The following is an 18649-nucleotide window of genomic DNA, read 5'->3' as shown; positions in this document are numbered from 1 at the left end:
CCGGCCCGCCACACCCGTGATGGCCTGCGGTGGTGGAACCGCTAACGCCAGAAGAGCTCAAGGCCTCGTTCGTCAACACCTCCCGCAGCCAGCTGAAGGCGCTGCCGGTGCCGACCGACCTCGCGACGCAGCCGTGGGATCAGCTCGACTACCTGGGCTGGCGCGACCCGCGCGCCGACCGCCGCGCCTTCCTCGTGGCTCCTCACCGGGGTGATCTCGTTGGGCTGGCCTTGCGCGCCCCGCAGGACTCCGGACGACGCAAGGGGACGTCGATCTGCGCCATCTGCTGGGCGGTGCGGACGTCGTCCGAGATCGACCTCTTCGTGGCCCCTCGCGCCGGCGCTGCCGGTCGCGGAGGAAACACCGTGGGCACCTACGTGTGCGCCGACCTCGCCTGCTCGGCGAACGTCCGCGGGCTGCGCAAGCTCGAGCTGCCGCAGGGCGAGAGCCTGCCGGCGCCGCAGCGCATCGAGCGGTTGCAGCAGCGGCTCGAGGCGTTCGTCGACCGCGCCGTGGCCACCTGAGCGCGGCGACTCAAGCCGGGCGCGGCACCGACCGATGACTAGCAGGTGAACCTGCGCGTCGACAGCCGACTGACCGTCCAGCTCGAGGACGGCGAGCTCGTGCTGCGCGCCCACCGGGCCGAGCTGACGCTCACCAGCGACGCCGACTGACTCACCCGCGCAGGCGCTCGCCGTCCGGTGTGGGTGCGAGGACGTTGCCGGGGGTCGGGCCGACGCGCTCGCCGGTGCGGCCCAGCACCCGGAACAGTGGACCGACCAGCACGTCGTAGACCGCGGGTAGCAGGGCGAACCCCAGCAGCATCAACGGGTTCGCGATGCCGACGTTCAGCACCCGCGGGGGCTTGTCGAACGACTCGACGATGCGCCGCGCCACGGTCGCGGGCCGGTAGACCGGCGGTGGTGGTGCGCCGACGAAGCCGGAGTAGTTCGCGGCCAGCGTGTAGATGGGCGTGTCGACGCTGCCGGGGCGCACCAGGGTGATGTGCACGCCGTGGCGGTCGCGGTTCTCCAGCTGCAGCTGGCGCGCCAGCGCGCGCACACCCCACTTGCTCACGACGTAGGCGCCCATGCCGGGTACGCCGATGCCGCCGATCACCGAGCCCACGAGGTAGAGCCGGCCATGATCGGCGGCGCGCATGGCGGGCAGGACGGCGCGCGCGACGTTCGCGGAGCCGAGCACGTTGGTGCCCACCACGCCGTCGAACACCTCGGCCGGCACTTCCTCCAGGCGCCCGTAGGCCACCACGCCTGCGCTGTGCACCACGGCATCCAGTCGGCCGTGACCGTCGACCACCGCGTCGACCGCCGCCTGCACCGCCTCGGCGTCCGTGACGTCGACCGCGTGGGTCGTGACGGACGCCGCCCCGGCCGTCCGGCACTGCGCCGCGACGTCGCGCAGCCGGTCGGCCGAGCGGGCCACGAGGGCCAGGTGCCCACCGCGCTCGGACACCTCGACCGCCACGGCCAGGCCGATGCCGCTGGTGGCTCCGGTCACCAGCACGACGTCGCGGACGACCCCAGCGGCGCCGTCCGTCACGGCTGGAGCACCACCTTCACGCAGCCATCTGCCTTGTGCTGGAACGTCTCGTAGCCCTGCGGGGCCTCCTCGAGCGGCAGGTGGTGGGTGGCCAGCGACTCGAGGCCGAGCGGGTCGCCGTCGGCGAGGGCGACCGGCAGGATGTCGTCGATCCAGCGCTTCACGTGGCACTGGCCCATGCGCAGCTGGAGGCCTCGGTCGAACATCTCCATCATCGGCATGGGGTCGAGCTCGCCGCCGTAGACGCCGCTGACCGACACCGTGCCGCCGCGCCGTGTCGCCTTGATCGCCGTGTGGAGTGCGTCGAGCCGGTCGATGGCTGCCTTGTCGGCCAACGGTTTCGCGATGGCGTCGGGCAGCATCCCGACCGCCGCGTGCGCGAGCTTGCCGCGTGGCGACCCGTGCGCCTCCATGCCGACGGCCTCCATCACGCTGTCGGGGCCCCGGCTACCGGTGAGGTCGATGAGTGCCGCTGCCACGTCGTCGACGTCGTCGAGGCTCAGGGTCTCGACACCGTGCGCGGCGGCCAGGGCCAGGCGCTCCGGCACGATGTCGACGCCGATCACGCGCTCGACGCCGAGGTGCTGCGCGACCCGTGTGGCGAGCTGGCCCACCGGTCCGAGGCCGATGACGGCGAGGGTCCCGCCCTCGGGGACGTCGGCGTACGCGACGCCCTGCCAGGCGGTGGGCAGGATGTCGGAGAGGTACAGCACGCGCTCGTCGGGGACGTCGTCCGGCACCTTGATTGGGCCGAACTGCGCCTGAGGGACGCGCAGGTACTCGGCCTGACCGCCCGGCACCGAGCCGTAGAGCGAGGTGTAGCCGAACAGCGCTGCGCCCTTGCCCTGATCGCGCACCTGCGTCGTCTCGCACTGCGCGAACAGGCCGCGCGAGCACATCCAGCAGCTGCCGCACGAGATGTTGAACGGCACGACGACGCGGTCGCCGGGTGCGATGTGGTGGACGTCGGAGCCGACCTCCTCGACGACGCCCATGGTCTCGTGGCCCAGCACGTCGCCCGGGCTGAGGAACGGCCCGAGCACCTCGTACAGGTGCAGGTCGCTGCCGCAGATCGCGGTGGACGTGACCTTGATGACGGCGTCGGTCGGCTGCTCGATGCGCGGGTCGGGGACGTCGGTGACCTGCACGTCGCGCTTGCCCTGCCAGGTGAGTGCTCGCATGCCCCAGGGTCACAAGCGCTGGCCGATCGTGCCCGATCTGCCCCGAAACGGTGCGGCTTTGACGGAACTGCTTCAACTTTCTACCGTTGAGGGAAGAGTCCTCGTGCACCACGGGTGATCTCCGCCATCCGCATCCCGTCGAGAGGAACCCATGCGCGTCAACGCGTACGCAGCACCGGCCGCCGGTGAGCCGCTGGCTCCCACCACGATCGAGCGCCGTGAGGTCGGCCCGAACGACGTCCTCATCCAGATCACTCACGCCGGCATCTGCCACTCCGACATCCACACCGTCAACGGCGACTGGGGGCCTCAGCCTTTCCCGGTCGTGCCGGGTCACGAGATCGTGGGGGTCGTCACCGAGGTGGGCAGCGACGTCACGCGGCACCAGGTCGGCGACCGCGTCGGCGTGGGCTGCATGGTCAACTCGTGCGGCGAGTGCGTGAACTGCAAGAACGGCGACGAGCAGTACTGCGTCAAGGGCATGGTCGGCACCTACGCCGCCACCGACCGCGACGGCACCACGACGCAGGGCGGCTACTCGACGCACGTCGTCGTCGACGCCGACTACGTGCTGCGCGTGCCGGAGGGCATCGACTCGGCGGCCGCCGCGCCGCTGCTGTGCGCCGGCATCACGACGTACACGCCGCTGCGCCACTGGGACGCCGGCCCCGGCAGCAAGGTCGCCGTCGTCGGCCTGGGCGGTCTGGGGCACATGGCCGTCAAGATCGCGCACGCCCTCGGCGCGCACGTCACCGTGCTGTCGCAGTCGCTGAAGAAGCAGGAGGACGGCTTGCGGCTCGGGGCGGACGCGTACTTCGCGACGTCCGACCCGACGACCTTCGAGCAGCTGGCGAACCAGTTCGACCTCATCATCAACACGGTGAGCGCACCGGTCGACCTCAACGCCTACCTGGGTCTGCTGGCCGTCGACGGCACGATGGTGAACGTCGGCGCGCCGCCCGAGCCGCTGAGCCTCGACGTCTTCTCGCTCATCGGCGCCCGGCGCTCGTTCGCCGGTTCGATGATCGGTGGCATCGCGCTCACCCAGGAGATGCTGGACTTCTGCGCCGAGAAGGGGATCGGGGCCGAGGTCGAGGTGATCCCCGCCGACAAGGTGAACGAGGCGTACGAGCGCGTGCTCGCCTCCGACGTCCGGTACCGGTTCGTCATCGACACGAGCACGCTCGAGGACGCCGCGCGATGACGTCCTGACCGCGGTGGGGTCCGGGGGTGGTCGCGAGAGCGGCCACTTCCCGGAACCCCCGCCGGTCGCGACCGCCACTAGACTCGGCTCTGTCTTCGCCGGCATGGCGCAACTGGTAGCGCACCCGACTTGTAATCGGAAGGTTGCGGGTTCAAGTCCCGCTGCCGGCTCTCGTAGATCCGGGCCCCCACGGCGGCTCGCAGGGGTAGGCACCGAAGTGCGCCGGGTCAGCTGGCGCTCAGGGGTGCAGGTCGAGCTCGCGCAGTGAGGCCGCCAGCGCGGCGGTGAAGACCGGGACCTCCCTCTCGGTGAAGGCGAGTGGGGGCCGCACCTTGAGCACGTTGCCCGCAGGGCCGGTGGTTCCGATCAGCACGCCGTGCCGCTTCATCGCGTTCTTGAGGTGCGACGCAGTGACCGGATCGGGGTCCTTGGTCACCCTGTCAGTGACGATCTCGATGCCGTTGGCCAGCCCGACTCCTCGGACGTCGCCGACGCACCCGACGTCCTGGGTGGCTTCGCGGACGGCTTCGCGAAGCGCTTCGCCCGTGGTCATGACCCGCGGCAGCACGCGCTCGTCCTCGAGGACGTCGAGCACCGCCAGTCCCGCCGCGGCAGAGACAGGGTTTCCCCCGAACGTCGAGAAGATGACGGTCTCGTCAGCGAAGTCCGCGAGGTACTCCCGCCGCGTGATGACAGCCGCGATGGGATGCCCGTTCCCCATCGGTTTGCCGAGCGTGACGAAGTCCNCCTCGTCCGCGATCCACAGCGCTCCTGCCTCGTGCGTGCGCAGGAGCAGGTCGGACACGTACTCCGGCGACAGCACCTGGACGCCGTCGCTCTGCATGACCCCGTCGAGGATCACCGCGGCCGGCGGAGCTCCTCTGGCCTCCAGGCGGCCCAGTGCCTTCACGAACTCCGCGGCGTCGAGGTGCTCGCCCCGGTAGGCGTCGGCCGGATGCCAGCGCTCGACGTGGTCGCTCTGCTGGCCGGGCCGCAGCACCTCCGGCGACAAGGGTGCGATGGCGTGTGAGATGCCGTGGTAGGCGAAGTGCGTGCAGAGCGCCCCGTGGCGGCCGGTGACGTGAGAGGCGAGCCGCCACGCCAGGTCGTTGGCCTCCGAGCCCGAGTTGACGAACAGCACGGTGTCGAGCTCAGGTGGACAGGTGGCGAGCAGCCGCTCGGCGAGCTCGACCGCCAGGGGGTGCAGGTACCGCATGTGCGTGTTGACCAGCCGCGACTGTCGAGCGATGGCCTGGGTGACGCGCGGATGCGCGTGGCCCACGCACGGGACGTTGTTGTACGCGTCGAGGAAGCGCTCACCGTCGGCGTCGTACATCCAGACGCCGGTGGCGTGGGAGACCAGCAGAGGCTGCTCGTAGCTCAGGGGCTCCATGGCCGGGCCGAAAGCCGCTTCCCGACGGCGAACCAGCTCGTCGCGCGCCGGCGTCGGGCTGATCCCGCTGACCCGCTCGGCGGCTGCGTCGAATCCGGTGTCGATCAGGTGCTGCAGGACGGCGAAGAGCCGGGTGACGTCCCGCTCGGCGAACTGCGGGTCCTCCAGCCCCTCGGCGCTACGCCAGGACGCGATGGCGATCCCGGCTGCCGCGCGAGCTGCCCAGGCGTCGCTGATCAGCAGGAGCTCGTCGTCCTCCAACGGCGTGATCCGCTGGTAACCGTCGAGCACCAGCCGCGCGATCCGGAACGGCTCGTCACCGGGCCGCTCGAGCACCAGGGAGTCGATCACCGAGGCCAGGTCGGTGATGAGCGCGGTGTGGCTCATGTCGCCGAAGTCGATGATCCCGGTGATGGTTCCGTCGTCGTCGACGATCGCGTTGTCGACGTTGAGGTCCCCGTGGACGACTTGCTGGCGCAGGCTCTCCCAACGGGGTGCGATCGTGGCGTCGTACCGGTCGAGGGTCTGTTCGACGGCGTTCCTCCACTCCGGGACGCGGATGGCCGGGACCATGCCGCGTACCGCCGGCACGGACTTCAGGTCCCAGGGCAGGAGCCGGTGGGCGCTCGGATGGCTGAACCCGCGCATCGCCCTGGCCAGGCGGGCCACGGTCTCGCCCCAGGCGATGACGGCCCGGTCGGTGAGCTCGCTGGGACTGCACCGCATCCGTCCCTCGATCACCGGATAGGCGCGGCACCAGTGATCGGTGTCGCCCGCCTGAGTCCGCGCCCGGTATGACAGCGGGTCGTCGCGGTCTTCGGCGGCCAGGTGCATCAAGGGGCGGGCCACCGGCAGCGAGGGGTCGACCCGCGCGATGTGTCGAACGACGAGTGCTTCCATGTCCAGCGTGGCGGTGCTCTCGGCGGCATTCGACACCTTCAACACCGCGACTGGGCGCCGGTCGGACGTCAGCAGGAACGTCTGGTCACGCTCGCTGCCGAGGCTGACCGCGGCGTCGGCCGTGATACCGAAGCACGCGCGCCCGATGGCCGCGCCCTCCGCCTCGGAGAATCGCGGTGGGGCTGTCGTCAAGACGGCGTCCATCGGCTCCATGGGGTCTACCGAATCACAGTGAAGGCGACGGTGAGTGCAACGACAGCCAACAGCAGGACCGCGGCCGGCGCCATCACCGCGCGGAAGATCTCGCCGACCTTGTCGCGGGCCCCTACGGCGGCGGCCCCCATCACGATCACGACGGGCGCGATGGAGTTGCCGACGTTGCCGCCACTGAGCTGCGCGGCGAGCAGCGTGCTCGCTGGTTCGTGCATCAGGTGAGCCACATTGGCCTGCAACCCCGCGAAGAGGGCGTTCGAGCTGGTGGTGCTGCCCGTCGTGAACGACCCGACGGCGCCCACGAGCCCGGCCAGCGCCGGGTAGGCCCGGCCCGTGACCTCGGAGATGCCGATCGCGATGGCCCGCACCATGCCGGCGTCCGACATGACGGTCGCCACACAGGCCAGCATCAGCACCGGCCACGAGGACCTCGTGGCCGCCCGCAGCCAGGTCGGCGCCAGCGTGCGCAGACCCGAACGGGGCCAGCGCCCCCGGAGCATCCAGAACCCGACGGAGAGCAGGGTGGCCAGCAGGATGAACGTGCCGGGATGCGCCAGCAGGGCGATGCCCTGGTAGGAGTCGACCGCCGGTGTCGACACGCCGCGTCCGGTGGTGCTGCCGGGGAACGATGGTCCCCACACCAGGTGGGACTTGACCCAGCCACGCGAGCCGGAGGGCAGCAGCACCGCCAGTACCGTCACGAGGAGCACGCCGTACGGGAGCATCACCAGCGCGAGCTGGGCGAAGGAGGATCGCGCCTCGTCCGCAGCGTCGCCGTGCCGGACGGCGGCGCCGGCCTGGTCAGCAGGAGAAGTGGCCGGACGATGGCCGCTCGCCGAGGCGAGCGCCGTGACCTCATCGGGTTCCCGCACGTCGTCGGCGCCCGGCACCTGCGAGGTGTGGTGGCGCACTGCACGCACCGCGACGACCAGCAGCCCGGCCGTGCCGCCGGCCAGTGCGCCCACCGCGGGCTCGAAGTGGACGACGAGAGCCTGGGTCACCGCCATCAGCGGGCCGGCGACGACGATCAGCCGCCAGCCCTCAGCCAGGCCCTTGCGCCCTGCGTGCATGAGGGCGACGAGCACCCCGGAGAGCATCGCGTTGGCGCCCAGCAGGACCGACGCGGTGAGGGCGTACTGATGCGTCTCCGCCGCCGAGAGTCGAGCCGTCAGCGCACCCATGTAGAACGACGAGCCGACCGAGCCGAAGCCGACCGCCCAGTTGTAACCGATCAGGGGCAGCGCTACCGCGCGCACCCTGCTCAGCCCCATGGACACCAGCAGCGGTGCGCTCACGACGATCGGCGTCCCGAAGCCCGCCACCCCTTGCACGAACGACGGGAAGATCCAGGCCGCGACGAGGACGTTCTCCGTGCCACGAGGCAGGATCGTCGCCAGCAGACCGCCCAGCGAGCCCATGCCCATGGCCTGGCACGCGGCGTGCAGCAGGAGCGCCGTCCACACGACGCCCAGGATCCACAGCCCGGTCCACAGCCCCTTGCCGAGCGCGTACGTCACCGCGGCCCCCGAGGCGCGGAAGGCGGTGGTGGCGAGTACGAGCGCCAACGCCAGCGTGAGCGCGGCGGCAGGCACGGTCTTGAGGCGCCCGCTGGCCACCAGCGACACGAGGACCACGATGGGCAGCACGGCGAGCAGCCACAGCGTCAGGTTCACGGTGGTGTCGGTCACGGGTCGGGACTTCCCCTCCGGCTGTCCGGGCGATGGACGACGAGCGCGGGCGCTCAGCCGACGATCGCGCTGCCGTCGGCTCGGGGGTCGCTGGCGCAGGCCAGGTCGCCGTCGACGACGCGCACCACCTGGAAGTGGCCGGTCCCGTCGTCGTGCGCAGGGAGCTCGCTCGCGCCGAACCCCGCCGCCTGCAGCCCAGCGAGCGCCGGTGCCGGCACGTCCTGCTCGACCTTGACGGTCAGCGACGGCGCGGGCCCGTCCACGCCGGCCTCCATGGCGCCGAGGATCCACCGGGGCATCGAGACCGCGTCCTGCGCTGAGCGCCCGGCCTCCAGGTGCATGGCGACGTGGGTGTGCACCTGCGGCTGCGCGCGACCACCCATGGTGCCGTGCGACCCGATCACCTCCCCGTCGTGGCGCACCAGCACGGGCATGAGGGTGTGCATCGGGACGCGGCCCGGTCCCAACCGGTTCGGGGAGAGGGGATCGAGGCTGAACGACGCTCCCCGGTTGTGCAGGATGATGCCGGTCTCGGGGTCGAGGATCCCGGCGCCGAAGGCGTGGAACGTGCTCTGGATGAGTGACACCCACTGGCCGCGGCCGTCGGCCACGACCACCGCGACCGTGTCGCCCGAGCGCGGACCCTGCGCGTGCGGCGCGTCCAGGACGTCGGTGCCGACGCCCGTCGGGGTGGACAGCAGCCGCTCGGCCAGGTCGTCCGCGGTGGACGGCGACAGGACCTCGTCGACCAACCCGGCACCCTGGGTGGGGTCGCCCAGCAGTCGGTCCCGGTGCCAGGCCATCGTGCTGAGCACCCGGGCGACCAGACCGGCGTCGTGAGCGAGGGGGTCGAGCAGTCGACCGAGCCGGCGCTCGAGCGCGGCGAGGGCCTGCAGGCCGCCGAGGAAGAAGATGCCTTGGCTGCTCGGGGGAGCGGTGAGGTACTCGTGGCCGCGGAACGTCGCCGACAGCGGCGCCACCACCCGCGTGCGGTGGCGCAGCAGGTCCTCAGCGCAGAGCGCAGAACCTTGCTGCCCCAACGTGTTGAGGACCGCAGCCCCGACCTGGCCGCCGTAGAACGCTGAGACGCCCTCGTCGCGAAGAAGCTGCAGAGTGCGGGCGAGCGCCGGCTGCCGCAACGGGTGACCCTCGACCAGCGGCAGGCCGTCCTGCAGGAACAGCTGGCCCAGACCGGGGTCGGCGAGCAGGCGGTCACGTTCGGCGACCAGATCGCGGGCGAGCCCGGCGGCCACGGGCACCCCGGCCTCCGCGATCGATCGCGCGGTGTCGAGCGCGTCGGCGAGGCGCCGCGTGCCCCACTGCCGCGCCATCGTGTCCCAGGCGTGCAGGACTCCAGGGACGGTGACGGCCAGCGACCCGCCCACCGGCATCTGGTCGTACCGAGCCCGGACGTCGGGCAGGTCGGTCGCGAGAGCGGCTGCGCCGCTGCCGTCCACGCAGTGGACGCTGCCGTCCGCCAGACCCACCAGGGCGATCTGGTCGCCGCCGATCGAGCACTGGTTGGGATACACCACCGTCAGGGCCGCGGCAGCGGCGAGCGCTGCGTCGACGGCGTTTCCTCCACCGCGCAGCACCTGCCCTGCCACGTCACTCGCTGCGCCGTGCGGGGTCGCGACCGCCCACCGGGGGCTGGTCTCCGTGCTCGTCACGCGTGCTCCTCGTCGTGGCCGGTCGTCGGCGCCGTCCAGGCAGCGTCGGCATGACCATCGCTGGTGATGATCTTGAGGATGTCGTCCAGGTGGAGCGTCATCATGATGTTCGCCTGGTGCGCGTCCCGTCGGCGGACGGCGTCGAAGATCTGCCGATGGGCGGCGATGGAGCGCTGCACGCGGCGTTCGGTCTGCAGCGTCCGGTTGCGGCTGGGCCCCATCCACTCGTTCGTGATGGTCAACAGCCGCTCGAGCATCTCGTTCTGCGTCATGCGGGCGAGCGCGGTGTGGAACGCGATGTCGAGCGCGATGAACGACTCGACCGAGGCCTCGGCCTCGGACTGCAGTGCTTCGGCTTGGTCGACCAGGGCGCCGAGCGCCTTGATCTGGGACGACGTGCCGCGCGCTGCCGCCCGCTCGGCGATGGGGGGCTCGACGACGGCGCGCAGGTCCATCACCTCGCGAAGGACGCGGCCAGAGGCGCTCATGCTGCCGAGCATCGCCGCGCCGAGCTCGGGGCGCTCGATGCTCACGACCACCGTTCCCCGTCCGCGGCGGCGATCGACCATCCCGCGCATCTCCAGGTGCCGCAGCGCCTCGCGCACGGAGGTGCGTGAGACACCGACCAGCGCCGAGAGCTCGCGCTCGCTGGGGATGCGGTCGCCGTGATGCAGCTGGCCGTCAGCGATCAGGCGCACCAGCTGCTCGGCCACGCGCTCGGACACCGAGAGCTCGGACTCGCCGAGGGAGGACCAGTTCACTGCCACAGGCACCCCCAGATCACTCGTGGTCCGACCAACGGATTCAGAATAGCCAGCGCCGACTTGCTGTCAAGGTGCCGCCGAAAGATGCGCCTAAGCGACGGAATCCGTGGCGGTGACCCTTGACATCCGCCAGCCCCGACTGCAATGGTCGCGATTGGTCCGACCAACAGGCGACCGGTTTGCCGAGCTGTGAGAAGGGTGTGGGACATGCGGGCACCACGTCGATTCAGCCGTCCGACGACACGTCGGCGGGGAGCAGTCCTCCTGGGAGCCGCCCTGGTGGCCGGACTCGCGCTCACGGGTTGCGGCGGCTCCGGCCAGGACGGCTCGGCCGCGGGCACGGCGTCGGCCTCGGGACCGGCCGGCAGCCTCCCGGACGGCACGCTCGTGAAGGCCGGGGAGCTGTCCTTCTGCGCCGACATCAGCGCCCCCCCGTTGACCTTCTACGACCCCTCGCAGAAGCCGGTGGGCGCTGAGATCGAGCTCGGCGACGCGCTCGCCAAGTCGCTCGGGCTGACCGCGGCGTGGAAGAACACCGCGTTCGCCGGCATCATCCCTGCGCTGCAGGGCAAGCAGTGCGACGCCATCTTGTCGCAGCTGTTCATCAAGCCCGAGCGCGAGAAGGTCGTCGACTTCGTGCCGTACATGTACTCCAGCGGCGCGCTCATGGTGAAGGCAGCCGACGACAAGGGCATCGGCGGCCTGGACACGACCTGCGGGCACCGGGTGGCCGCGCAGACCGGCACCACCGTGGCCAGCTTCCTGCAGGAGGCGAGCAAGACCTGCACCTCGCAGGGCAAGCAGAAGGTCGACATCCGCCTGTTCGCCAAGGACAGCGACGCCTTGCAGCAGCTGAGCGTCGGGCTCGTCGACGCCTACGGGACCACCGTCGAGACCGCTGGCTACGTCATGACGCAGAAGCCAGGCGAGTACAAGACCGTCGGCAAGCCCTACGGCCAGATCAAGACGGGCATCGCGACCATCAAGGGCAACACCGCCCTGCACGACGCGATCGCCAAGGCCCTCGCGTCGGTGCACCAGGACGGCACGTACGACAGCATCCTGAAGAAGTGGAACCTGACGGACGACGCCCTGTCGTCCTAGTCCGCCCAGCAGACCCGGGAGCCCCATCTCATGACGATGCCTGCCGAGCTGGTCGCGTCCGTGACCCAGCCGGTGTTCGACTGGTCGTTCTTCACGAACGCGGTCATCCACCCGTCCGGCCAGTTCATGACCGGGTTGTGGCGCACCATCTACATCTCGGTGGTGGCCCAGGCGCTCGGCGTGGTGTTCGGTTTCGTGATCGCCCTGATGCGCCGCAGCAGGTTCGCCGGCTTCCGCGCGGCGGGCGCCGGATACGTGTGGCTCGTGCGCGGCACGCCGCTGCTGGTGCAGCTCGTCGTGGTCTACAACGGGCTCGCGGCCACCGGGCTCTATCGGTTCGAGGACTCCAGGGTCGGCCCGTGGATCATCATGGGCGTCATCAAGGCAGCGATCCTCACGCTGGCTGCCAACGAGGCCGCCTACATGAGCGAGATCTTCCGGGCCGCCCTGGACTCGATCGACGTCGGCCAGAGCGAGGCGGCCAAGGCGCTCGGCATGACGCCGGCGCTGAGCATGCGTGTCGTCCTTCTGCCGCAAGCCTTTCGCATCACGATCCCGCCGCTCGGTAACGAGTTCAACCTGATGATGAAGTCGACCTCGTTGCTCAGCGTCATCGGCGTGCAGGAGATGTTCCTGACCGCGCAGTCGATCAACTCCGCGACGTTCAAGACGTTCGAGATCTTCCTGGCCGCGGCGGTCTACTACCTGCTGCTGACCGGCGCCTGGACGATCATCCAGCGCTGGATCGAGCACCGGTTCAACAAGGGCATCAGGCCGGCCACGTCGTCCGACTCGCTGCGCAGCCGGTTCATGGGGTCCGTTCGCGACAACCGCCTGGTGGGAGGGGCCCGATGAGCGCGTCCGAGACGCAACCGCCGACCAACGCGACCGACGCGACCCACGCGACCGACGCGGTGGACGTGCCGGTGCTCGAAGCAGTGGGGATCACCAAGAGCTTCGGGGACTTCCGGGTGCTGGACGGTGTCTCGCTCTCGGTGCAGCAGCAGGAGGCCGTGGTGATCATCGGGCCGTCGGGGTCGGGCAAGACGACCTTCCTGCGGTGCCTGAACCACCTCGAGTCGATCGACGACGGCGAGATCCGCGTGCTCGGCACGTCGGTCGGCTACCGCAAGGCGGGCGACCGGCTGGTCGAGGACAGCCCGCGCAACATCGCCCGTCGTCGCCGCGCCATCGGCTTCGTGTTCCAGCGCTTCAACCTGTTTCCGCATCTCACCGCGCTGCAGAACATCGTCGCCGCGCCCACCAAGGTGCTGAAGGTGCCGAAGGACCAGGCCATGAGCGAGGGCCGCGCCCTGCTCGCGCGCGTCGGCCTGGCCGACAAGGAGGCCGCCTACCCGGCCGCGCTCTCGGGCGGACAGCAGCAGCGCGTCGCGATCGCACGGGCGCTGGCCATGAAGCCGGCGCTCATGCTGTTCGACGAGCCCACCAGCGCGCTCGACCCCGAGATGGTGGGCGAGGTCGTCGCGGTGATGCGCGAGCTGGCCGAGGACGGTATGACGATGGTGGTGGTGAGCCACGAGATGGCGTTCGCGCGCTCCGCTGCCGACCGGGTCGTCATGTTCGACGGCGGCCGCATCATCGAGCAGGGCCCGCCCGACAAGCTGTTCGCAGATGCCGACAGTCCTCGCACGCGGGCGTTCCTGTCCAAGATCGCCCACTGAGCCGGGAGACTGAGCCGCCGGACCGCGCTACCGGCTCGGCCAGGCGATCACCTCACGTGACCGCCTGATCGACGCAGGTGCTCTGCCGGACGACGAGCCGCACCGGCACGTCGACGACCTGGCCGGGCTCACTGCGTCCCTCGACCAGGTCAGCGAGCAGGCGGGTCGCCTCGTGGCCCATCTCGCGCGGGTGGATCTCCACGGCGGTGATCGGCACCGGCATCGAGGCCAGCGCGAGGCTGTCGACGTAGCTGGCCAGCAGCAGGTCGTCGGGCACCCGGCGCCCGGACGCCAGGATCGCCTGCAGGGCCGGCGCCACACCGCCGTCGGGGACGACGACCACGGCCTGCGGTGACGGCTGCCGCGACAGGGCGCGCCGCACGGCAGCGGCCACGTCGCCCGGCGTCACCGCGAACGGCACGTCGTAGACCAGGTGCTCCACGCCGCGCTCCGCGCACCACTGCTCGTGGGCGCGCCGGATGTCAGCCGTGAAGGAGGTGTCGTCGCCCGGGCAGAGCACGGCGATCCGCTGGGCTCCTTGCTCGGCGAGGTGGTCGAGCAGCAGGCGGGCGCCGCGACCGTGGTCTCCCTGGGCGCGGGCGGCGTGCTGGGCGCCCGGGGTCATGTCGCGCTCGCAGGTGACGACCGGCACCCCGAGCGCCGCCAGCCGGGCCAGCATCGGGTCCCCGCGCACCGGGTCGGAGACGACCACGCCGTCCAGGTGCAGCGAGGGCCCGGTCGGCCCGTGCCAGGTCGGCACCAGGGTGAGGGCCAGGCCGTGGGCGAACGCCTCGTCGGCCGCCCCCAGCGCGAGGCGCATGTAGTACTCCAGCCCCACGGTGCTCTCCGGCACGTAGAGCCCGAGGGCACCGGTGCGGCCCGAGCGCAGCCAGCGGGCGTTCGGGTGGGGCGTGTAGCCCAGGTCCGCGGCCACGCTGGCCACGCGGTCGCGCGTGGACTGCGACAGCCGCCCCCGCCCGCTCAAGGCGTCGGAGACCGTCGTCGTCGAGACCCCAGCGGCCCGCGCGACTTCTCGGATGCTGATCCGCCCGTTTCGACCCATGACACCGCGAAGGCTACCGCCAAGGATCACCGCAGACCCTTGCAGAAACGTTCCTGTATGTGGTTCGCTCGCCCGCAGCCGGCAGCACCACGCCACTGGCTGGAAAGAAGGCGGGTATGCATCTCACCCCCACCGAGCGCGACCGGTTGCTGATCTTCAGCGCCGCCGAGCTCGCGCGTGCGCGCCGTCGGCGGGGCTTGCTGCTCAACGTGCCCGAGGCCATCGCGCTCGTGGCCGACGCCGTCGCCGAGGCGGCCCGCGACGGCGCGCGACTGGCTGAGGCGGTGGAGCGCGGGCGGGGTGTCCTGCGCCCGGACGAGGTGCTGCCCGGTGTGGCGGACGTCGTCCGCGACGTGAAGGTCGAGGCGGTCTTCGACGACGGCACCCGACTGGTCGTCGTGCCCGACCCGTTCGGGCCGGCCACCTCCACGCTGCTCTCCCCGGGCGCGGTGCTCGCAGCCGACGACCCCGCGCAGCCGACCCGGCCCGACCTCGCCGGCCTGACGGACCTGGTCGAGGTGGTGGTCGTCAACGAGGCGCCCGTGCCGATCAGCGTGACGTCCCACTTCCACTTCTTCGAGGTCAACCCCCGGCTGCGATTCGACCGGGCCGCGGCCTGGGGGCGCCGGCTCGCCGTACCGGCTGGCGCCGTCGAGCGCTTCGACCCGGGCGCTGAGGTCGTCGTGCAGCTCCGGCCGTTCGGCGGCGACCGCGTGCTGATCGGCTTCGCGGGACTGGTCGACGGCCCGCTCGACGAGCCGGGCGCCCTCGAGCGGGCGCTCGAGCGAGCCAGCGCCTGCGGCTACCTCGGCGCGGACCCAGGGGAGCGGCCGTGAGCGCCCCGACGCGCGGCGGCACCGGCAGCGGCTCCGCGGACCGCGGCTCCAGCATCTACGGGCCGACGACCGGAGACCGCGTCGTCCTGGCCGACACCGGGCTCGTCATCGAGGTCGAGCACGACGCGCAGCTGCCCGGCGACGAGCTGCTGGCCGGCTTCGCCCGCACCGCGCGCGACGGGATGCACCTGAGGGCCGCGACAGTGCGCGACACCTGCGACCTGGTGATCAGCAACGTGCTGCTGGTCGACGCGGTGCAGGGTGTGCGCAAGGTCTCGATCGGTGTGCGGCAGGGCCGGATCAGCGGAATCGGTCGCGCCGGGAACCCCGACACGATGGACGGCGTCGACGTGGTGATCGGAACGGGCACCAGCATCGTCAGCGGTGAAGGGCTCATCGCCACCGCCGGAGCCATCGACACCCACGTCCACACCATGAGCCCGCGCATCATGGAGGCCTCGCTGTCGTCCGGCGTCACGACGATCATCGGCCAGGAGTTCGGCCCGGTGTGGGGGGTCGGCGTGAACTCCCCGTGGGCGCTGCGCACCGCCTTCGCGTCCTTCGACGCGTGGCCGGTCAACATCGGCTTCCTGGCCCGCGGCTCGTCCTCACGGCCAGGGCCGCTGGTCGAGGCGCTCGTCGAGGGTGGCGCGTGCGGCTTCAAGGTGCACGAGGACATGGGGGCCCACGCCCGGGCCCTCGACACGGCCCTGCGCGTCGCCGAGGACCACGACGTGCAGGTGGCGGTCCACACCGACGGCCTGAACGAGAGCCTGCTCGTGCGCGACACGCTCGCCGCCCTCGACGGCCGCACCGTCCACGCGTTCCACGTCGAGGGGTGCGGCGGCGGCCACACCCCCGACGTGCTGAGCCTCGCGGGCGTCCCGCACGTCATCGGCTCCTCGACCAACCCGACGCTGCCGTTCGGTCGCGACGCCGTCGCCGAGCACCTCGACATGATCATGGCCGTGCACGGGCTGTCGTGCGAGGTCCCCAGTGACCTGGCCATCACCCGAGACCGGATCCGGGCCCGCACCATGGGCGCCGAGAACGTGCTGCACGACCTCGGAGTCATCCCGATCACGTCGTCCGACGCCCAGGGCATGGGCCGCGCCGGCGAGACCGTCCGGCGCACGTTCGCCCTGGCGTCCACCATGAAGCGGCTGCGCGGTGCGGACCCGGACGGCGTCCAGGGCCACGAGCGGCACGACAACGAGCGCGTCCTGCGGTACCTCGCCAAGCTGACGATCAACCCGGCGGTCGCTCACGGCCTGTCGCACGAGGTCGGCTCGGTCGAGGTCGGCAAGCTGGCCGACATCGTCCTGTGGGACCCGGCGCGCTTCGGGGCGGTGCCGCAGCTGGTGCTCAAGGCGGGCTTCCCGGCGTGGGGGGTCACGGGCGACCCCAACGCCGCCGTCGAGGACGCCCAGCCCCTGGTCCTCGGCCCCCAGTACGGGGGGCACGGCGGGGCCGCCGCCGAGCTGTCGGTCGCGTTCGTGAGCGGGTCGGCGCGCGACAGCGGCGAGGACCGGCTGCCCACCAGGCGGCGGCGGGTCGCGGTCACGGGCACCCGCGGCATCGGCCTGGCCCAGATGAACCGCACCCGGCCGTCCGCCGACGTCCAGGTCGCGCCGGACGGCGTCGTGACGCTGGACGACGCCCTCGTGCACAGCGACCCCGTCGACTCCGTCCCCTTGTCCCGGCTCTACTNNCCTGGTGGTCACCGGCGCCGACGTCTGGACGGCCGACGCCGCCCGCAGCTGGAGCGATGCCGTGGCCGTGCGGGGCGACCGCATCGTGGCGCTCGGCGCCGCCCACGTCGCCGACCTCGTCGGCCCGCGGACGCGCGTCGTGCACCGCCCCGGCGCGATGGTGGTGCCCGGCTTCCAGGACGCGCACGTCCACGCCCCGTTCGCCGGCCGCAACCGCCTGCACGTCTGGCTCAACGACCTCGAGGGCCGGCAGGCCTACCTTGACCACATCGCGGCCTACGCGGCCGCCCACCCCGACCAGCCCTGGATCATCGGCGGCGGCTGGGCGATGGAGTACTTCCCCGGCGGCACCCCCCGCAAGGAGGACCTCGACGCGATCGTGCCCGACCGGCCCGTGTTCATCATGAACCGCGACGTGCACGGGGCCTGGGCCAACTCCAAGGCGCTCGAGGTCGCCGGCATCACCAAGGACACCCCGGACCCCTCCGACGGGCGCATCGAGCGAGACCCCGAGACCGGCGAGCCGACGGGCACGCTGCACGAGGGCGCGGCCTACAGCTTCCAGGACCGCTTCCTGCCGGCGCCGAGCCGGGAGGACTGGGAGGAGGCCATCCTCGAGGGGCAACGGCACCTGCACTCGCTGGGCATCACCGGCTGGCAGGACGCCTGGGTGACGCCGGACACCCTCGAGGCCTACCGCTCGCTCAGCGAATCCGGCGGGCTCACCGCCCGCGTCGTCGGTGCGCTGTGGTGGGAGCGCAAGCGCGAGCTCGACCAGATCAGCGAGTTCCTCACCCAGCGCGAGGCCGGCGCGTCACACCCCGAAGGCCGCGGCGGCTTCCACCCCACGTCCATCAAGATCATGACGGACGGCGTGCTGGAGAACTACACCGGAGCACTGCTGGAGCCCTACTGCGACGGCTGTGGCGGCCACACCGACAACCACGGGCTCTCGTACGTCGAGCGCGACCTGCTCACCGCCGCCGTCACCGAGCTCGACCGGCTCGGCTTCCAGGTGCACATGCACGCCATCGGCGACCGTGCGGTCCGCAACGCCCTGGACGCGGTGCAGGGCGCTCGCGCGGCGAACGGCGCGAGCGACCGGCGCCACCACATCGCGCACGTCCAGGTCGTCCAGCCCGAGGACGTCCTGAGGTTCCGCGAGCTCGGGGTCGTGGTGAACGCCCAGCCGTACTGGGCGCAGATGGAGCCCCAGATGGAAGAGCTGACGCTGCCGTTCCTCGGCCGCGACCGCGCCGACCTGCAGTACCCCTTCGGGGACCTGATGCGGTCCGGCGCGACGCTCGCCATGGGCAGCGACTGGTCGGTCACCACTGCCAACCCACTCGAAGAGATCGAGGTGGCCGTCACACGCGTCGACCCCGAGAACCGGCAGAACGCACCCTTCCTGCCCGAGCAGGCGCTGCCGCTGCAGGTGGCGCTCGCGGCCTTCACCGCCGGGTCGGCCTACGTCAACCACGACGCGGACGGCGGCTCGCTCGCGGTCGGTCAGCGAGCCGATCTCGCCCTCATCGACCGCAACCTGTTCGCCGTGCCGTCCGGTCACGTCTCCGACGCGCGGGTCGAGATGACCGTCGCCAGCGGGCGCGTCGTCCACGAGTCCGACAGCTGATCACCGCGCCCCACCCACCCCGCCCCACCCCGCCCCCACCCCCACC

14 protein-coding genes, 1 tRNA gene and 2 pseudogenes are annotated in these 18649 nt (G+C 71.6%); 9 read left to right on the top strand and 8 right to left on the bottom strand.

The window, feature by feature from the left end:
• The first annotated feature begins 29 nt into the window (after positions 1–29).
• Positions 30–524 (top strand): FBP domain-containing protein, encoded by a 495-nt coding sequence (locus ASD06_RS14825; protein WP_235502358.1) that lies wholly within the window; start codon positions 30–32, stop codon positions 522–524.
• A 151-nt stretch (positions 525–675) separates the two neighbouring features.
• On the opposite strand, the gene ASD06_RS14820 is transcribed toward ASD06_RS14825, so the two are convergent.
• Together ASD06_RS14820 and ASD06_RS14815 are read right to left on the bottom strand one after the other, a co-directional pair.
• On the bottom strand, positions 676–1560 hold the full coding sequence (locus tag ASD06_RS14820) for an SDR family oxidoreductase (RefSeq protein ID WP_056679398.1): 885 nt from the start codon (positions 1558–1560) through the stop codon (positions 676–678).
• Positions 1557–2741, bottom strand: coding sequence for a zinc-dependent alcohol dehydrogenase (locus ASD06_RS14815; protein WP_056679395.1), 1185 nt, complete (start codon positions 2739–2741; stop codon positions 1557–1559). The genes ASD06_RS14820 and ASD06_RS14815 overlap by 4 nt, the downstream gene beginning before the upstream one ends.
• A gap of 151 nt (positions 2742–2892) precedes the next feature.
• Between ASD06_RS14815 and ASD06_RS14810 the strand changes: the two genes are divergently transcribed.
• Both ASD06_RS14810 and ASD06_RS14805 read left to right on the top strand, forming a co-directional pair.
• Positions 2893–3945: an NAD(P)-dependent alcohol dehydrogenase gene (locus ASD06_RS14810; RefSeq protein WP_056679390.1), complete on the top strand. Its 1053-nt coding sequence runs from the start codon at positions 2893–2895 to the stop codon at positions 3943–3945.
• 97 nt (positions 3946–4042) lie between these two features.
• Positions 4043–4115: transfer RNA gene (locus ASD06_RS14805), tRNA-Thr, on the top strand.
• Between the two features lie 68 nt (positions 4116–4183).
• Here ASD06_RS14805 and ASD06_RS20055 read toward each other — a convergent pair.
• The 5 genes and pseudogenes from ASD06_RS20055 to ASD06_RS14785 all read right to left on the bottom strand — a co-directional run.
• Positions 4184–4691 (bottom strand): annotated as a pseudogene (locus tag ASD06_RS20055) (aminotransferase class III-fold pyridoxal phosphate-dependent enzyme); the annotation flags it as partial.
• 1 nt (position 4692) lies between these two features.
• The coding region (locus ASD06_RS20050) for an aminotransferase class III-fold pyridoxal phosphate-dependent enzyme (protein WP_369853765.1) at positions 4693–6442 on the bottom strand (1750 nt) is incomplete at its 3' end.
• Between the two features lie 14 nt (positions 6443–6456).
• Positions 6457–8139 carry an L-lactate permease gene (locus ASD06_RS14795; protein ID WP_056679388.1) on the bottom strand — a complete coding sequence of 561 codons (1683 nt, stop codon included), beginning with the start codon at positions 8137–8139 and terminating at the stop codon, positions 6457–6459.
• 53 nt (positions 8140–8192) lie between these two features.
• A complete protein-coding gene (locus tag ASD06_RS14790; RefSeq protein WP_056679385.1) occupies positions 8193–9809 on the bottom strand; it encodes a gamma-glutamyltransferase family protein in 1617 nt (538 codons plus the stop codon).
• Positions 9806–10570, bottom strand: a complete 765-nt coding sequence (locus ASD06_RS14785; protein ID WP_056679382.1) for a FadR/GntR family transcriptional regulator — start codon at positions 10568–10570, stop codon at positions 9806–9808. The genes ASD06_RS14790 and ASD06_RS14785 overlap by 4 nt, the downstream gene beginning before the upstream one ends.
• Positions 10571–10852: 282 nt before the next feature.
• Between ASD06_RS14785 and ASD06_RS14780 the strand changes: the two genes are divergently transcribed.
• Genes ASD06_RS14780 through ASD06_RS14770 form a run of 3 tightly spaced genes read left to right on the top strand, consistent with a single transcriptional unit; the run spans position 10853 to position 13359 of the window.
• Positions 10853–11677: an ABC transporter substrate-binding protein gene (locus ASD06_RS14780; RefSeq protein WP_200942235.1), complete on the top strand. Its 825-nt coding sequence runs from the start codon at positions 10853–10855 to the stop codon at positions 11675–11677.
• A gap of 30 nt (positions 11678–11707) precedes the next feature.
• Positions 11708–12532, top strand: a complete 825-nt coding sequence (locus ASD06_RS14775) for an amino acid ABC transporter permease (protein ID WP_200942234.1) — start codon at positions 11708–11710, stop codon at positions 12530–12532.
• A complete protein-coding gene (locus tag ASD06_RS14770) occupies positions 12529–13359 on the top strand; it encodes an amino acid ABC transporter ATP-binding protein (RefSeq protein WP_082538096.1) in 831 nt (276 codons plus the stop codon). Before ASD06_RS14775 ends, ASD06_RS14770 begins: the two co-directional genes overlap by 4 nt.
• A 52-nt stretch (positions 13360–13411) precedes the next feature.
• Here the strand turns inward: ASD06_RS14770 and ASD06_RS14765 are convergent, their stop codons facing one another.
• Entirely contained in the window at positions 13412–14422 is a 1011-nt protein-coding gene (locus ASD06_RS14765; protein WP_082538095.1) for a LacI family DNA-binding transcriptional regulator, read from the bottom strand.
• 116 nt (positions 14423–14538) lie between these two features.
• Between ASD06_RS14765 and ureA the strand changes: the two genes are divergently transcribed.
• The 3 genes and pseudogenes from ureA to ASD06_RS20045 all read left to right on the top strand — a co-directional run bounded on the left by ureA (position 14539) and on the right by ASD06_RS20045 (position 18603).
• Complete coding sequence (gene ureA / locus ASD06_RS14760; protein WP_056679376.1) at positions 14539–15258, top strand: urease subunit gamma; 720 nt, start codon at positions 14539–14541, stop codon at positions 15256–15258.
• Positions 15259–15311: 53 nt separating this feature from the next.
• Positions 15312–16968: pseudogene (locus ASD06_RS14755) on the top strand (urease subunit alpha); the annotation flags it as partial.
• Between the two features lie 159 nt (positions 16969–17127).
• Positions 17128–18603 (top strand): amidohydrolase, encoded by a 1476-nt coding sequence (locus ASD06_RS20045; protein WP_369853775.1) that lies wholly within the window; start codon positions 17128–17130, stop codon positions 18601–18603.
• The last annotated feature ends 46 nt before the right edge of the window (positions 18604–18649 follow it).

It is taken from the genome of Angustibacter sp. Root456, from assembly GCF_001426435.1.
GTDB lineage: Bacteria > Actinomycetota > Actinomycetes > Actinomycetales > Angustibacteraceae > Angustibacter.
This window is presented reverse-complemented; position numbering and strand designations above follow the sequence as displayed.

Bases quoted from the DNA above. Each gene is read 5' to 3' on its own strand.
- ASD06_RS14775 (WP_200942234.1), top strand. From the start codon at position 11,708: ATGACGATGCCTGCCGAGCTGGTCGCGTCCGTGACCCAGCCGGTGTTC.
- ASD06_RS14765 (WP_082538095.1), bottom strand. From the start codon at position 14,422: ATGGGTCGAAACGGGCGGATCAGCATCCGAGAAGTCGCGCGGGCCGCT.
- ASD06_RS14770 (WP_082538096.1), top strand. From the start codon at position 12,529: ATGAGCGCGTCCGAGACGCAACCGCCGACCAACGCGACCGACGCGACC.
- ureA (WP_056679376.1), top strand. From the start codon at position 14,539: ATGCATCTCACCCCCACCGAGCGCGACCGGTTGCTGATCTTCAGCGCC.
- ASD06_RS14815 (WP_056679395.1), bottom strand. From the start codon at position 2,741: ATGCGAGCACTCACCTGGCAGGGCAAGCGCGACGTGCAGGTCACCGAC.
- ASD06_RS20045 (WP_369853775.1), top strand. From the start codon at position 17,128: ATGGTGGTGCCCGGCTTCCAGGACGCGCACGTCCACGCCCCGTTCGCC.
- ASD06_RS14810 (WP_056679390.1), top strand. From the start codon at position 2,893: ATGCGCGTCAACGCGTACGCAGCACCGGCCGCCGGTGAGCCGCTGGCT.